The organism is Bacillus sp. E214, assembly GCF_008087365.1.
Taxonomy (GTDB): Bacteria; Bacillota; Bacilli; order Bacillales; family Pradoshiaceae; genus Pradoshia.
The window spans coordinates 498,220-514,581 of record NZ_VENN01000002.1; the positions used below are offsets into that span (position 1 = coordinate 498,220).

The 16,362-nt window shown below is 37.6% G+C and carries 15 protein-coding genes; 12 read left to right on the forward strand and 3 right to left on the reverse strand.

Translation table 11 applies throughout. The features are described from left to right. Positions 1 to 88 precede the first annotated feature (88 nt). The 10 genes from desA to FHY47_RS19455 all read left to right on the forward strand — a co-directional run bounded on the left by desA (position 89) and on the right by FHY47_RS19455 (position 10,671). Positions 89 to 1,099 carry a Delta(5) desaturase DesA gene (gene desA, locus FHY47_RS11620; RefSeq protein ID WP_148630687.1) on the forward strand — a complete coding sequence of 337 codons (1,011 nt, stop codon included), beginning with the start codon at positions 89 to 91 and terminating at the stop codon, positions 1,097 to 1,099. A gap of 93 nt (positions 1,100 to 1,192) precedes the next feature. Then, positions 1,193 to 2,326, forward strand: a complete 1,134-nt coding sequence (locus tag FHY47_RS11625; RefSeq protein ID WP_262366003.1) for a sensor histidine kinase — start codon at positions 1,193 to 1,195, stop codon at positions 2,324 to 2,326. After that, positions 2,323 to 2,922 carry a response regulator transcription factor gene (locus tag FHY47_RS11630; RefSeq protein WP_139892244.1) on the forward strand — a complete coding sequence of 200 codons (600 nt, stop codon included), beginning with the start codon at positions 2,323 to 2,325 and terminating at the stop codon, positions 2,920 to 2,922. The genes FHY47_RS11625 and FHY47_RS11630 overlap by 4 nt, the downstream gene beginning before the upstream one ends. 477 nt (positions 2,923 to 3,399) lie before the next feature. Beyond that, positions 3,400 to 4,128, forward strand: coding sequence for an amino acid ABC transporter ATP-binding protein (locus FHY47_RS11635; RefSeq protein WP_066106365.1), 729 nt, complete (start codon positions 3,400 to 3,402; stop codon positions 4,126 to 4,128). A 15-nt stretch (positions 4,129 to 4,143) separates the two neighbouring features. Next, entirely contained in the window at positions 4,144 to 4,953 is an 810-nt protein-coding gene (locus FHY47_RS11640) for a transporter substrate-binding domain-containing protein (RefSeq protein ID WP_148630689.1), read from the forward strand. Positions 4,954 to 5,015: 62 nt separating this feature from the next. Further along, positions 5,016 to 5,651, forward strand: coding sequence for an amino acid ABC transporter permease (locus tag FHY47_RS11645; protein WP_140461923.1), 636 nt, complete (start codon positions 5,016 to 5,018; stop codon positions 5,649 to 5,651). Positions 5,652 to 5,663: 12 nt separating this feature from the next. Beyond that, the gene (locus FHY47_RS11650; protein WP_139892246.1) at positions 5,664 to 6,326 is read left to right on the forward strand and encodes an amino acid ABC transporter permease; all 663 of its coding nucleotides are present in this window, start codon (positions 5,664 to 5,666) and stop codon (positions 6,324 to 6,326) included. Positions 6,327 to 6,639: 313 nt separating this feature from the next. Then, positions 6,640 to 7,554, forward strand: a complete 915-nt coding sequence (gene murB / locus FHY47_RS11655; protein ID WP_066106379.1) for a UDP-N-acetylmuramate dehydrogenase — start codon at positions 6,640 to 6,642, stop codon at positions 7,552 to 7,554. A 172-nt stretch (positions 7,555 to 7,726) separates the two neighbouring features. Continuing rightward, positions 7,727 to 8,935 (forward strand): quaternary amine ABC transporter ATP-binding protein, encoded by a 1,209-nt coding sequence (locus FHY47_RS11660; protein ID WP_066106383.1) that lies wholly within the window; start codon positions 7,727 to 7,729, stop codon positions 8,933 to 8,935. Further along, positions 8,932 to 10,671, forward strand: coding sequence for a glycine betaine ABC transporter substrate-binding protein (locus tag FHY47_RS19455; RefSeq protein WP_148630691.1), 1,740 nt, complete (start codon positions 8,932 to 8,934; stop codon positions 10,669 to 10,671). The genes FHY47_RS11660 and FHY47_RS19455 overlap by 4 nt, the downstream gene beginning before the upstream one ends. Before the next feature lie 318 nt (positions 10,672 to 10,989). Here the strand turns inward: FHY47_RS19455 and FHY47_RS11670 are convergent, their stop codons facing one another. Continuing rightward, positions 10,990 to 11,268, reverse strand: a complete 279-nt coding sequence (locus FHY47_RS11670; RefSeq protein WP_066106388.1) for an AbrB/MazE/SpoVT family DNA-binding domain-containing protein — start codon at positions 11,266 to 11,268, stop codon at positions 10,990 to 10,992. Positions 11,269 to 11,476: 208 nt separating this feature from the next. On the opposite strand from FHY47_RS11670, the gene FHY47_RS11675 reads away from it, so the two are divergent. Then, a complete protein-coding gene (locus FHY47_RS11675) occupies positions 11,477 to 11,719 on the forward strand; it encodes a YkuS family protein (protein ID WP_066106389.1) in 243 nt (80 codons plus the stop codon). 59 nt (positions 11,720 to 11,778) lie between these two features. On the opposite strand, the gene dnaN is transcribed toward FHY47_RS11675, so the two are convergent. Both dnaN and FHY47_RS11685 read right to left on the reverse strand, forming a co-directional pair. Further along, the gene (gene dnaN, locus FHY47_RS11680) at positions 11,779 to 13,014 is read right to left on the reverse strand and encodes a DNA polymerase III subunit beta (protein WP_262366004.1); all 1,236 of its coding nucleotides are present in this window, start codon (positions 13,012 to 13,014) and stop codon (positions 11,779 to 11,781) included. 374 nt (positions 13,015 to 13,388) lie between these two features. Continuing rightward, positions 13,389 to 14,555: an MFS transporter gene (locus FHY47_RS11685; RefSeq protein WP_140461740.1), complete on the reverse strand. Its 1,167-nt coding sequence runs from the start codon at positions 14,553 to 14,555 to the stop codon at positions 13,389 to 13,391. A 291-nt stretch (positions 14,556 to 14,846) separates the two neighbouring features. On the opposite strand from FHY47_RS11685, the gene FHY47_RS11690 reads away from it, so the two are divergent. Next, positions 14,847 to 16,355 carry an ABC transporter permease gene (locus FHY47_RS11690; protein ID WP_148630693.1) on the forward strand — a complete coding sequence of 503 codons (1,509 nt, stop codon included), beginning with the start codon at positions 14,847 to 14,849 and terminating at the stop codon, positions 16,353 to 16,355. Positions 16,356 to 16,362: the final 7 nt, after the last annotated feature.

Sequence of the window (16,362 nt, forward strand, 5' to 3'; positions counted from 1 at the left end):
TCATGTTTACCTATTGACGTTTATGACTAGTTTGGAGTTGAACTATTCTATAACATTAAGAATAAATATTGTTATAGAGGTGAATAAAATGTCCAAGGAGAAGAATATATCCTTAAGAAAACAAATTGCTCCCTATGAAAAGGCGAATACAAAATCAAGCGTAAAACAAATTCTAAATACATTTATTCCATTTTTAATTCTTTGGTTTGCTGCCTATCAAAGCCTGGAGATTTCGTATTGGCTGACATTGTTTTTTGCGGTACTTACATCCGGATTTGTTATTAGATTATTTATTATCTTCCATGATTGCTGCCATCAATCCTTTTTTAAAAATAGGAAATGGAACGACATTTTAGGGACGATAACTGGAGTTATTACCATGTTTCCATATGAACAGTGGAAAAGAAGTCATTCCATTCATCATGCGACAAGCAGTAATTTGAATAAGCGTGGAACCGGAGACATTTGGATCATGACTGTCGAGGAATACAAGATGGCCTCGTTTAAGGAAAAGTTAATATATCGACTATATCGGAATCCAATTGTCATGTTTGGGTTAGGTCCTATCTATTTATTTTTAGTTACAAATCGTTTCAATCGTAAGGGTGCCAGAAGAAAAGAACGCATAAACACGTATATTACCAATCTATCTATCGTCGTCATATATGCATCTATGTGCTTGCTCATCGGTTGGAAAGAATTTTTATTGATTCAATTGCCGATCTTGTTTATTGCAGGTGCTCTGGGAATCTGGTTATTCTATGTACAGCATCAATTTGAAGATTCATATTTTGAGGAAGAAAAAGATTGGGACTATGTCAAAGCGGCAATCGACGGAAGCTCCTATTATAAGCTTCCAAGAATTCTTCAATGGGTGACGGGGAATATAGGGTTTCACCATGTCCATCATTTAAGCCCAAGAGTACCAAATTATCATCTTGAAAAAGTCCATAATGAGACTGCTCCTTTACAGCAAGCTACAACTATTACGATATCTTCAAGCTTAAAGGCAATCCGTTTTCGCTTATGGGATGAAAAAGGTAAAGGATTTGTGAGCTTTAAAGACATAAATGGGCGTGCTGGTAAGGTAAAGTCATAATTTGGATATTACAAAAAAATACAGTAAATTTACTGTATTTTTTTTATTTACTGGTATATGCTGAAGTAAAATTAATCGAGGGGGAGAGGACAATTGAATGCTTTGAATCAGTTATTACCAACTAATAAAGGACTGAATCTTTATGTTTGGCTCGTATTTAGTATTCTCCCTTTCTATTTTATTTTTCATGCAAAATCCATACTTATGATGGTGTTAGGAGTCATTCTTATTCTGTTATTTTTTATAAGCAATCGTATTTCTGCTATTTCAAAAGGTGGATTTGTTTATTTCTGGGTAGGAATTCAAATGGCCATTTGTATAGCTATGTCATTAATTTTTGGATTTGTTTATTTTTCACTCTTTCTGGCTTATTATATTGGAACTGTTGAGAATAAGGTAGGTTTCTTTATTTTATATGGTATTCATGTTGGAGGCACAGTGATTACGGTTAATTGGGGATTCATTACTCAGAATCCACTCTTCTTTTCACAATTTCCTTTTATTTTAATATGTGTAATTGGTGTCATTTTACTTCCATTGAGCTCCTATAATATTCACAAAAGAGAAAGGCTGGAGGCTGAGCTGAAAGATGCTCACAAACAAATATCAGATTTAGTTAAGCTTCAGGAACGCCAGCGAATTGCAAGGGACTTACATGATATTCTTGGTCAGAAACTTTCGTTGATCGGACTGAAAAGTGATTTGGCCGGTAAGCTGGTACAAATAAATCCGGAGCAGGCAAAGAATGAATTGAAAGATATTCAAGTGACTGCAAGAACAGCATTAAAAGAAGTGCGTGACATTGTAGCTGATATGAGGGGCACCAAAATGGAGGATGAATTAATCCGTATCAAGCAAATATTGAGAGCAGCTCAAATGGAATTTTATGTTGAAGGAGAAGAGAGTATCCAGAAGATTCCGCTGCTTGTGGAAAATGTATTGAGTATGTGTTTAAAGGAAGCTATTACTAACATCGTGAAGCATAGCAGGGCCAATGAATGCAGACTCGATATTAAAAAAACGCATACAGAATTAACAATGATTATTCAGGATAATGGAACAGGAATTGTTGAAAAAGAAATGGGTAAAGGGAATGGATTAAAGGGAATGAGGGAGCGGCTTGAATTTGTGAATGGAAGCCTTGATATTCGGGTTAATTCAGGAACAGAATTAATTTTTAAAATTCCACTGATAGAGCGGAACGTTCAACAGGAGGTAATGGCATGATTAAAATCGTAATAGCTGAAGATCAAAGAATGCTGCTTGGTGCATTAGGCGCATTGTTAGATTTAGAACCAGATATGACGGTAGTTGGTAAAGCTAAAAATGGAGAGGAAGCTATATCCATGATCAAACAGCATAAGCCAGATGTTTGTGTGATGGATATAGAAATGCCTGGAAAAAGTGGACTCGATGTCGCAGAAGAATTAAAAGGAAGCGCATGCAAAGTAATTATACTTACAACCTTTGCGAGATCAGGTTATTTTGAAAGGGCACGAAAAGCGGATGTACGCGGGTATTTGTTAAAGGACAGTCCGAGTGAAGAACTGGCCAACTCTATCAGGGTTATTATGGATGGACGACGTATTTATGCACCCGAACTGGTTGACATGATTTATGAAGAGGAAAACCCTCTTACGGAACGTGAACAGCAGGTTTTGGGCTTAATAGCTGATGGGAAAAATACGAAGGAAATTGCCAATCAACTATTTATAACAACAGGGACGGTTCGAAACTATATCTCTGTCATACTTGATAAACTGGACGTCAATAATCGAATAGAAGCTATCTCTCGATTTAAAGAAAAAGGCTGGTTTAAGTAGAATATGTTATAATTTTTAAAAAATATGATTGATAATGTTATAATATACCAGTAAAATCTAAATTATATGATGAAATATAGGTAAAATAGGATTGAACAAATGTAGTAACATGTTCCTATTTTGCTTTTTCATTTATCGGAGGAAATATTCCTTTTAAACATCTTTAGATCTACATTTCTATTACCTCAGAGTATGACACTTCTTAGTACAGCAAGTTTTACATCTAGATGAGATGAATTTGCTACTTCAATTCTATTAGAATGATTAAACCACTACACACAGATAATAAAATAGTATATTCCCATGATAATAAGAGGTTATTTCATGAATCTTATCTAAGTATAATTACCCCAAAAATGGAAAACATTGTTTTAATTTGGTTGACGGACAAACTTTATATACATATAATTCTAAGTAGTCCATATAATATCAGAAAATATAAAATATTGCCGCAAATATCAGCAAGGGGGAAGTATTTTGATTGTCTTTGATCATGTAAATAAGTATTTTGGTGATTTTCATGTTCTAAAAGATATAAATCTACAAATTGAAAAGGGAGAAGTAGTAGTCGTAATTGGACCTTCGGGATCTGGTAAAAGTACGATGCTCAGATGTATTAATCGTCTCGAAGCGATTAATAGCGGTACTTTAAAAGTAAATGGTATTTCGGTGACGGATAAAAAGACAAATATCAACGAGCTTCGTCGTGATATCGGTATGGTATTTCAGCATTTTTATTTATATCCTCATAAAACAGTCCTTCAAAATATAACATTGGCTCCTATGAAAGTGTTGGGTAAGTCTGAAGAGGAAGCCGTAAAGACTGCAAAACTATATCTTGAAAAAGTAGGTATCCCTGATAAGGCAAATGCATTTCCTGCCCAGCTTTCCGGCGGGCAGCAACAGCGTGTTGCTATTGCGAGAGGATTAGCGATGAATCCGGAAGTTATGCTTTTTGATGAACCAACCTCTGCTCTCGATCCTGAGATGATTGGTGAAGTATTGGATGTTATGAAAGCGCTGGCGAAGGAAGGCATGACGATGGTTGTCGTCACGCATGAAATGGGCTTTGCGAAAGAGGTTGCTAATCGTATTGTCTTTATGGATGAAGGAAAAATTTTAGAAGAATCCACACCGGCTGAATTCTTTACGAATCCACAGGAAGAAAGGGCTCGTTCATTCTTAAGCCGTATTTTAAATCATTAATAAGGGGGAAAAAGAATGTCATTAAAAAAGTTTTGGAAGGTATCAATACTCTCAATCATTGCTGTATTCATGTTGACAGCCTGCGGTAGTAAAGAAGAAACAACCGGAGGATCATCTGAAAACGGTCTGGAAAAAATTAAGGATAAAGATAAAATCGTATTTGGTGTGAAAAATGATACACGTCTGTTTGGATTGAAAAATACAAGCACTGGTAAAGTAGAAGGCTTTGATGTGGACATTGCAAAAGCATTGGCTAAAGAGGTAATCGGGGATGAAAATAAAGTAGAGTTCGTAGAAGTAACTTCTAAAACGCGTGTGCCACTGCTACAGAATGGAAAAATTGACGCTGTTGTTGCCACTATGACAATTACAGAGGAACGTAAAAAAGAAGTAGATTTCACAGATGTTTATTTTGAAGCAGGTCAATCATTGCTTGTTAAAAAGGGAAGCAAAATTAAAAGCATAGATGATTTAAAAGCAGGTACCAAAGTTCTTGCTGTTAAAGGTTCTACTTCTGCTATTAATATAGCAGAAAAAGCACCGGATGCAGAAGTTCTGCAATATGAAAACTATGCAGAAGCTTTTACAGCACTTAAATCCGGACAAGGAGATGCTTTAACAACGGATGATGCCATCCTGTATGGAATGGTTGATGAAGATCCTTCGTATGAATTAGTTGGCGGACAATTTACGGAAGAGCCATATGGAATCGCTGTTAAAAAAGGTAATACAGAATTAGTGGATGAATTAAATAAAGCTCTAAAAACAATTAAAGATAACGGAACTTATGATGAGATACTTAATAAATGGATCAAAAATAAATAATTTCTCCAATCAGGATGGGCATACAGGCTCATCCTGATTGATTAAGAGGAGTGAATCAATTGCTGGATTTTTCTATACTCGCAGAAAATATGGATATGTATTTAGAGGGTTTTCTAAAGACGATACAAATAAGTTTATTAGCCCTCGTAGGAAGCTTTTTTTTAGGAGCAGTGATCGCAGTCATGAGGATTGCGCCTTTCAAGCCACTTAATTGGATTGGGACTGCCTATGTTGAATTTGTACGAAATATCCCTTTGTTGATCATTGCATTTCTCTTTTATTATGGGGCGAAAATGCCAGGCTTTGCGGCGGGATCATTAGCATTAACGATCTATACGGCGGCTTTTATAGCAGAGGCCATTCGTGCAGGGATTCTTTCAATTCACAAAGGGCAAATGGAAGCAGCCCGTTCATCAGGCTTAACCTATGGGCAGGCCATGAGAATGATTGTTTTGCCTCAGGCTATAAAAGTTGTTATTCCTCCATTAGGCAATCAATTTATTAATTTAGTCAAAAATTCATCCATTTTGGCTGTCATTGCTGGCGGTGAATTAATGTATCAGGCTGATTTGATCTCTCTCCACACATTTGTTGTATTTGATGTCTATATTTTTGTTGCTATATTCTATTTGGTTATCACCATTCCACTCAGTTTAGGTGTAGGGTATTTAGAAAAACACCTGGCAAAAAGCTCGTAAGGAGGCGTAATCATGGATTTTGCAGGAGCATATACGCCCGATAATCTTAAATTTTTAGTAGATGGATTTCTTGTTACGCTAAAGGTTGCTGTAATTTCTATTATCCTTAGTTTTATTATCGGGGGGATATTAGGAATAATCCGTTATGCCAAGGTACCATTGTTATCAAAGATTGTGGCGGTTATCGTAGAAACGATCCGAAATCTGCCACTAATCCTAATTATTTTCTTTGTTTATTTTGGTTTACAGGATCCAAGCAGAGGCTGGTCCTTGAATATGAGTGTAACGACTGCGGCCATTATGGCGTTAACCATTTTTGAATCTGCCATGATTTCAGAAATTATCAGAAGTGGCCTAAACTCAGTGCCAAAAGGACATATAGAAGCAGCTCGTTCATCAGGTTTAAATTACATACAGACACTTATTCATATTATTTTGCCACAGGCCTTGCGGAACATGGTTCCACCTATTGTTAGTCAGTTTATTTCCTTGTTAAAAGATACATCATTAGCGGTTATTATTGCATTGCCAGAACTGACACATAACGGCCAGATTATTTACGCGCAAAACGGGAACTATATTTACCCCATCCTGATTCTCGTTGCACTTATGTATTTTGTGGTTAATTACGGTTTATCCTTAGTTGCAAGAACATTAGAGATTAAAAGGGCTTAGAGTGTGTACTTAGCATCATCCTTAAGGAGGGATGATGCTTTTTGCACATTAGTTTAGGTATATGTCATATACATAAAGAAAAATGGTTCATTTAATTAACTCGATGTATCTTGGTATAGATATAACTATTTTTTTATAGGGCATATTTATAGTATGATAGTCAATGAGGTTGTTCTAAAGATATCTCACTAACAGGATTATCGTTTTACTCATGAATGTGATTTTAGCGATTTCCAACCATTTGCAGTGATTTCCCAGAGTGAATCATGTATATAATAAGATATGACAAATATAAATTCAGAAGGTTGAGAGTATGAATAAACAAAAAACAATTGAAGAATTGCAGCAGATTATTCAGGCAGAACATATTAAACAGGATGAACCTTTACGTGAATATACATTTACTAAAACGGGTGGGAATGCAGACTTTTTGGTGTTGCCTACAACCTATGAAGAGGTTCAAAGTACGATACTTTATGCAAATAAGAATGATATACCGTTGACTATTTTAGGAAATGGGTCGAATTTAATTGTTAGAGATGGTGGAATAAGAGGAATTGTCCTGATTCTAAATCATTTGGATAAGATTTATATGGAAGATGGGAAAATTATTGCCCAGAGCGGAGCAACCATTATTGATGTATCCCGCTTTGCTTTAGAACAGAAGCTGACGGGATTAGAGTTTGCTTGCGGAATCCCTGGTTCAGTCGGTGGAGCTGTGTATATGAATGCTGGTGCTTACGGTGGAGAAATTTCACAGGTCATTGAGTCAGCTATCGTGTTAAATGAGAAGGGTGAGCTTCTTACATTGACGAAGGATGAGATGGAGCTTACTTACCGTAGCAGTTTGATCGCCAAGCAAAATTATATCGTTTTAGAAGCCCGTTTTGTTCCAGTACCGGGAGATGTAAAAGTAATTAAAGAAAAAATGGATGAGTTAACCTTTTTAAGGGAGTCCAAGCAACCGCTTGAGTATCCTTCCTGTGGAAGTGTATTTAAACGTCCGCCTGGCTATTTTGCGGGTAAACTGATTCAGGATAGCGGTTTGCAAGGGGCTCAAATTGGTGGAGCACAGGTATCTACAAAGCATGCCGGTTTCATCATTAACACTGGCGATGCTACTGCTACTGACTATCTGGCGCTGATTAAGCATGTTCAGGACACGGTTAAAGCTAATTTTGGCGTCAGCCTGGAAACAGAAGTAAAAATAATTGGTGAAGAAGAATAGAATTTGATAAATTGAATGTCTGGCCCCTCATAAAAGAGGGGCTTTTTTAGTGTCAATTCTTATGCAAAAGGGTATAAAGGAGCAAAAAAGTTTAGATTTTCCCGAAATAAGATATAGTAATAAGTAGGGGAAAATGGTTTGTTTCAAAAAAATACATAGAAGGAGTGGTTGTTTGCAGCCAAAAATAAGTATAAAAAATGTTGTAAAAGTGTTTGGAAAATCTCCACAATCTGCACTTGAATTATTGAAGCAGGGCTCTTCAAAAAAAGATATCTTAAAGAAAACAGGATGTACGATTGGGGTTAATAATGCCAATCTTGATATCTATGAAGGAGAAATTTTTGTTGTTATGGGGTTATCGGGGAGTGGGAAATCCACGTTGATTCGAATGTTAAACCGTCTAATTGCCCCGACATCCGGTGAGATTTTGATTGATAATGAGAATATAGTTAACATGTCACCGGCTGAATTACGTGAAACTAGAAGAAAGAAAATTAGTATGGTGTTTCAAAACTTCGCCCTATTTCCTCATAAAACTATCCTGGAGAATACAGAGTATGGATTGGAAATTCAAAAAATACCTGAACAGGAACGAAAACAGAAGGCAATGGAATCACTCGAAGTAGTTGGCCTAAAAGGATATGAAGATCAATATCCATCCCAATTGAGCGGCGGGATGCAACAGCGTGTTGGACTTGCGAGGGCTTTGGCCAGTGATACAGATATTCTTCTTATGGATGAGGCATTTAGTGCCCTTGATCCACTTATCCGCAAAAGCATGCAGGATGAGCTGCTGGAGATCCAGGATAATTACAAAAAAACAATTGTGTTTATTACGCATGACTTGGATGAAGCTTTAAGAATAGGTGACCGGATCGCTTTGATGCGTGATGGCAGGGTAATTCAAGTGGGAACTCCTGAGGAAATCATGATGAATCCTGCCAATGATTATGTTGAACGATTTATTGAAGATATCGATTTGTCACATGTTCTGACTGCGTCTTCGATTATGACTCGGGCGGAACGTATTACAATTGACAGAGGTCCTCGTGTTGCCTTACAAATTATGAAAGACAGGGGATACTCCAGTATATTTATCGTAGACCGCAAGCAGACACTGCTTGGGGCGCTCTCCGCCGACCAGGCAAGAGAAGCTATTCTAAAGAAAATCCCTATAGAAGAGGTCATGACAAAAGAAGTGCCAACAGCATTGGAAAATACGATTCTATCTGATTTGCTCGACGATATGGCAAATGCACAAATCCCATTAGCAATCGTTGATGAAGCTAACAGATTGAAGGGTGTTCTTGTACGTGGTGTTGTCATTGGAGCATTGGCTGGTAACAAAGATGTACTCCAAGATAAGGAGGAAAGTCAATGAACCTAGAAAAATTACCGATAGCTTCTGGAGTAGATCGTTTTATTGATTGGGTAACAGAAGTATGTGGACCACTATTTAATTGGATTTCGATGTTCATTCAAACTATTATTGATACAAGTGTGGAAGTACTGGGCTTAGGACCTTCCATTCTGTTAATTATCCTGATTACTCTGCTAGTTTTATATACAAATAATTGGGGCATGGCATTATTAACGTTTATAGGATTATTATTGATTGATAATTTAGGATTATGGGATGCTATGATTCAAACATTGGCATTAGTCTTGGCATCCGTACTGATTACGGTTATTGTCGGAGTCCCAATTGGTATTTGGGCGTCACAGAGTAATACGGTGAAGAGAATTGTAATGCCGATTCTGGATTTCATGCAAACGATGCCTGGCTTCGTTTATCTGATTCCTGCCATCCTTTTCTTTGGAATTGGAGTCGTTCCGGGAATCGTGGCCTCTTTTATTTTCGCTGTTGCGCCGACGATTCGAATGACGAACTTAGGAATCCGGGAGGTTCCGGCAGATTTAATAGAAGCTTCTCAAGCCTTTGGTTCCACCACGTGGCAGAAAATCACAAAGGTCCAACTGCCATTGGCTGTTTCAACGATAATGGCCGGAATCAACCAAAGTATCATGCTTTCTTTATCTATGGTGGTTATGGCATCCCTTGTTGGTGCGCCTGGATTGGGTGCCGAGGTATACCGTGCCGTTTCGCAAATAGCAGTAGGTGAAGGATTCGAAGCTGGTTTAGCACTTGTTATCATTGCAATTATTTTAGACAGATTATCGCAAAACCTCAGAACTCCTGTATATGAAAGAGTAATTGCCAAGAAATGGGTTTATAGTTTCATCATCTTAATTTTCCTTGGAGGATACGCATATATAGCATTATCTTCTTCTGCAGAAACAGGTACAAAAGATGATGCTTATGTGGGCAATCAGGTGGATTATAAAATTGTCGGTATTGAGCCTGGAGCAGGAATTATGTCAGCAACTGAAGAAGTGTTGAAGAAATATGGACTGGAAGAAGACTGGACTTTGCAGGAAGGATCATCTGCTGCTATGGTTGCTGAGCTTCAAAAAGCTTACGATAATCAGGATCCAATTATTCTGACAGGTTGGACACCGCATTGGAAGTTCCAAAAATATGATCTGAAATATTTAGATGATTCTAAGAATGTATATGGCCAAAGTGAAAACATCCATACATTGGTCCGAAAAGGCTTGAAAGAAGAGTTGCCTGGAGCAGAACAAATCTTAGATCAATTTTACTGGACTCCAGCTGATATGGAAGAGGTAATGGTGGACATGGAAGGAGGAATGACACCAAAAGAGGCAGCCGCCAAATGGATTGAAAAATATCCAAATAAGGTGGATCAATGGCTGACAGGTGCAGAAAAGGGAGAAGGACAAAGTATTAGTCTAATCTATGTTGCCTGGGAGTCAGAGATCGCATCAACAAATGTTATTGGTGAAGTATTAAGAATGCATGGATATAGTCCGGAATTAAAGCAGGTAGAAATTGGGCCGATGTTTGCATCAATTGCCAATCAAAAAGCAGATGCCATGGTTGCGGCTTGGCTGCCATTAACTCATAATGCCTACTATGATAAGTATAAGGAAGATTTAACCGATCTGGGTCCAAATCTAAAAGGTGCCAAGAGTGGACTCGTTGTTCCTACTTACATGGATATAGATTCAATCGAGGATCTAGTGAAAGAATAATTGAGTAAATGACATATTGTTTTGCAGATGATTTAGGGCATGAGTTCGGTACTTTACTGGACTCATGCTTTTTGTTTTGCCTGCATGATAAATCAGAAAGTTGGACGGCTGCATAAAGGATTAGAACAACTCGGTGCCTCAAAGGATGTTAATCCTTTTTAATGTGATCCTTTTTGGCACTGCCAGTTAGTCCGCAACTTAAATTAACAAATCAAGGACTCTTTAATTTCCAAGCATTTAAACATATTACAGTCGATGCTAGTAAGTAAGTATAAAATTCTCTTGAATTCGAGGTAAAAGGCGATAAAGAATCGCCTTTTATCTTTCAATCACTCGATTTAATTCTGAATTTAGTATTCGTAATCCTTCCTGACTTAACACAATCTTTCCATTGGCTAATGAAATATTCTGATTACTGACTTCACCTGTAATGGCACAAGCCTTACCCGGTGTATATTTTTGCAGGATAATTTTGTCTTCATCCGTAAAAATCTCTATAGAATCTTTTATGTTAATATCAAGAGTTCTTCTAAGTTCAATCGGCAGTACAATTCTGCCGAGTTCATCGACTTTTCTAACAATCCCAGTTGACTTCATTTTCACACCACTTTTCTTTCCTTTTTATAGAATAATAGTCTTAAATTGGTTATAAGTAAATAGTTTTGCTCAAATATTAACATGATTGTAATACTAAATGCTATACCAGTAATAATAATATATATACCAATATTTCGATTGACCTTCTGCATTTTTGGTATAATTTGTCGCCTTAATGGACAATTTACATAAGAAGGAGGTGGATGTTATGGCTAAAATTGGTGTGGAGCAATCTTTATCAGACGTTCAACAAGCTTTACGTGATAAAGGACATAATGTAATCGAATTAAAACAGGAAAATGACACACAAGGGTGTGACTGCTGTGTTGTATCCGGCCTGGATATTAACGTAATGGGTATGCAGGATACAGCAACAAAAGCTTCAGTGATCAACGCTGATGGTCTTACTGCTGAGGAAGTATGTCAGGCAGTTGAAAACAGAATTCAATAAAAAATAACGGCTGCCGTGTACAAGCAGCCGTTATTTTTTTTCTAAGAAATAGATTTACATCAATACGATCGTACAGGGGATATAAGGTGAAGATGAGACGGATTGTTAACTGGTTCAATCAAGACGGGTCTTAAGGATCCGCCAAAACTTAATTTTACTTCTTTTTCTTTTATGGCTTTTAAAGCATCGAGTAGAAATTCTCCATCAAGAGATATACTTAAATTAATTTCACCTTGAACCATTCTGATATCCATTATTTCTTCGATTTTCCCCATGTCTGTTGAGTTTGATGCAATCTTTATTTGTTTACCATCTATCATTTCAATCAATATATTGTTATTTTTCCATTCACTTGCAAACAGCCGAGCCCGATCTATCCCCTTTAATAACTTTACTGTATCTAGTATCATGACGGTTTTCGAATCGGCTGGTATAAGTTTAGAGATGCCAGGGAAATTACCTTCAATAAGTCTGGAATATAATGAGGTAGTCGACGATTTGAATACGATATAATTGTCTAATATGTAAATATGTATAAGATCTTTTTCATTATTCATTAGTTTTGTGAGCTCAGTAAGGCTGGCACCAGGAACAATGAAAGAAGCTTCAATTTGTGAGTTTATTGGTACTTTCCTTAAAGCCAGTCGATGGGAATTGGTCGCAACACAGGTTAGCTTATTCTCTTTAAACGACATATTCACACCAGTTAGAACAGGTCTTGTTTCACTTTTGGAGACTGCAAATGTAGTTTGTTTGATTATTTCCATTAAGGCAGAGCTGTGTATCTGTATAAAATGGTTTGTCTTTATTGAAGGGTAAGTGGGATACTTGCCAGGATTAAATCCATTTAGGTATACCATGACTTCATCAGATTGAATTTTAGCTACGTTATTTCCAGTTACCTTTATATGAATATCATCAGATAATTTTTTTACAACTTCACATAAATATTTAGCTGGAAGAACTGCGCTGCCAGTTTCATCTATGTTTAATATCCGGATACCGTTCATTTCTAAAGGAATTATTTTTTCTATTGCAATATTGGAATTGCTGCCAATCAGAATTAAACAATCCTCCTTAGCGACCAACTTTATGCCTGTTAGAATTGGTAAAAGCGATTTTGTTGTCACTGCCCTGCTAACATCGGATAATGCCTCGTTGAAATAATCTTTACTTATTGTAAGTTCCATTAGAAGTCTCCCAAGTCCATAATTAGTTTCATGTATATTCAATTCTCCAAAAAGAATCATATTCCTTCTTTCAGCATGAATCCTTCCGGTTAACTTACTAGCCATTAAGTTGCATAAAATTAAGTAAAGGCTCCCCGCTAACAAAATGTTAGTTATGATATACCTATATTCTATAATTCACTCAAAATTCCTCCTAAATATAGACCGAATCTAGATTGCAAGTGAAATAGCGGAAAGGAAACTGATGATTAGGATATTCTAGGGAGAGTAACAGGGGGAATCCCGCCGATTCGGCAGGAAATCCAGCGGGAAAGAGGCAGAAACCAGCCAATTAGGTGAATAAACCAGCGGAAAGCAGGAATAATAAAGCCGGATTGAGGAAAAAACCAGCCAGCGCCTGCCCATAGCGCTTAAGATTACCTCTTATAAAACAAAAAAGCCTCCGATGGTAAAAAATCGAAGGCTTCAATACTATAATTTTATAAAGCTTGAACTTTTCTTGCCTGAGCATGGTAAACCTGATAAAGCAATAATGCACCTACAGTCAGAATAGCTCCTGAAATATAAGGGAGTCCAACGGCGAATGAATACAGTAAACCTCCAAGTGGCGGGCCTATGATCCTGCCAAGGGAATCAAAGGATGAAAGTAGTCCGGTTGAGCTGCCGTGTCCTCCTGTTGAGGTCTTTGTCAGCAATGCAGTGACAGCTGGACGAATAAGCCCATTGCCTAACCCGAAGATTGTTATAAAGAGTGTTGCAGTCCAGAAGCTATTGGTAAATAGGATTAGTATAAACCCGATGATTGAAACGATTAGCCCGATTTGAATGACTCGGCCTTCTCCCCATTTCTTCGTCATAATTCCAATGAGTCCTCCCTGCACAATCGCACTGCCAAATCCCATAATCATAAAGATATATCCTAATTGGACCGTATCAATTCCAGCCTTATTAGCGGCAAAATAAGCAAAAGTTGCTTCAAGACCAGCCATAGACAAAGATACGACGCATTGAAGCACAAACAAGATAGAAGCAGCACCGCTAAAATTCATCCACATCGATTTGTTGCCCGAGCTTTGTTTTCCTAATTGTTCAGCTGTTAAGGATTCCTTAAGAACAATAAGTACTAATAAGAACGTCAAAGTAGAGAGGATTCCGGCAATTAAGAAAGGCGTATTTAAGCTGGATTTTGAAAGAATCCCGCCAATTGCTGGACCGAAGATGAAGCCTAACCCGGTCGCTGCTCCTATAATCCCCATTCCTTTTCCACGATCTTCTTCAGTCGTAATATCTGCTACATAGGCCATGGTAGTTGGCATATTGGCTGAGGAAAGGATACCACCAATGATCCGTGCCACAAACATTATCCATAATGAATTGGCTATGGCCATGATGAAGAATGATAAAGCCAGACCAAATATACCGATTAACATGACTGGTTTTCTGCCGATTCGATCCGATATCTTTCCCCAAATCGGAGCGAAAATTAACTGCATTAACGAATAAACTGCCATTAGTAAGCCAAGCTGGGTAGGTGTGCCGCCGACCTCTTCTGCTAAAAATGGAAGGACCGGAATGATAATCCCGAAGCCAACCATCACTAAAAACATGACCAGGAATAGAACGGGCAATATTTTTTTATTTTCCATGAGTTTCTCCTCTAAAACCGCTCAAAATGCTTAGATAATTATGTGTCTATGAAGTATAAAAAAATCTATGTATCAAGCGGTTATATTAATAGTTATATTCTTTTCAACTGTACATAATCAATATTTCTAACGTCAATTGTAAAGCTTTTCATACAAATATAATAGTTTCGCCTACACAAATATTTTTAGTTTTGTTTGACATTTTATCGACACATTATGGTCGTAAGATTTTTTATAGAAAAGCTTTTCTAAGGATTTACCCGGTATAGATTGTCAGAAAGGATGAAAAAGATGAACTTTATAAAAAGGGCTTTTTTAAGTGTAAAAGCCAGAAAAGGGAAGAGCATTCTACAGTTAGTTGTATTCACAGTTATCTGTGTGCTTGTTTTATCTGGCTTATCGATACAAACAGCAGCAAACAAATCAGCAGAGCTCGCAAAACAGAGTCTTGGCAGTGAAGTCACACTAAGTGCTGATCGAGAAAAATTAATGGAGCAGCAACGGCAGGAGCGTGAAAATCAAGAAAACAGAGAACCTGTTAGATTAACAGAAGAGCCTGTCGCGGTTGAGGATGCAAATGAATTACTATCTTTGTCACAGATAAAAGGATATAACTATTATTCTACTACATTTGGAGTGGCTGGAAATTTTGATCCAATAGAAACAGAGTCAACAAGTACAACAAATGAAACGAACAAAAATGGCCAAGGTCCGGGATTTGGAGGAGGCGGCAGTCCAAGTATGGCGGATGCCGATATTAGTCTCCAGGGAGTAGCTTTTACAGATACAACAAGCGAATTTATGGATGGAGATGCCGAAATGGTAGAGGGCACTCATCTATCAGATGACCATTTAAATAAAAATGTAGCCATTATCGAAGAGACACTGGCTGAAGAGAACGAATTGGTAGTTGGGGACCAATTAGAGGTGACCTCTTCAACAGATGAAGATACAACTGTTGAAGTCGAAATAATCGGCATTTACAAAACTTCTTCAATATCTACTGATTCAGGTATGATGAACTTCACTGCCATGAATCCGTATAACAAAGTATATGTACCATACACACTTGTTAATGAATTGAAGGGTGAAGATTACAAGGATACAATCGAAAGCGCAGTCTACTACATGAATGACCCAGCGGATACGGATTCTTTTATTGAGGATGCAGAAGCGACCGGAGCTATTGATACGGACATATTTAAATTGGATGCCAACGATCAGTTGTATCAACAAATGGTTGAACCAATTAACAATGTAGCATCCTTTTCTAAGAACGTTGTCTATCTCGTGACTATTGCAGGTGCGATTATTTTAGGACTGATTGTAATGCTTGGTATACGGGAGCGTAAATATGAAATGGGCGTACTGCTTGCCATTGGAGAAAAGAAGAGCAAGTTGATAGGGCAGTTTATTGTAGAAATACTAATCATTGCTGTATTTGCACTTGGTATAGCTTCTGTCACTGGTAATGTAGCAGCTGATAAAATCGGCGATCAATTATTATCCCAACAAGTAGAAACGGATACACAATCCACAATGGATCCATTTGGCGGTAAAGGAATGCAAATGGAAGGCGGCATGGGCCCTGGAATGGGAGGAGGAGGAAACGCTCCTGGTGCACCGAATCAGGCACAGGTGGAAACAGCTCAAGTGGATGATCTAGATGTTAAAGTAACTGCTTCCGATCTTGGTATGTTAACCGGTATTGGTTTACTGATTGCCATCCTGGCTACATTGATCCCATCATTATCCATACTTCGATTGCAGCCAAAAGCAATACTTTCAAGACAGGATTAGGAGGAAC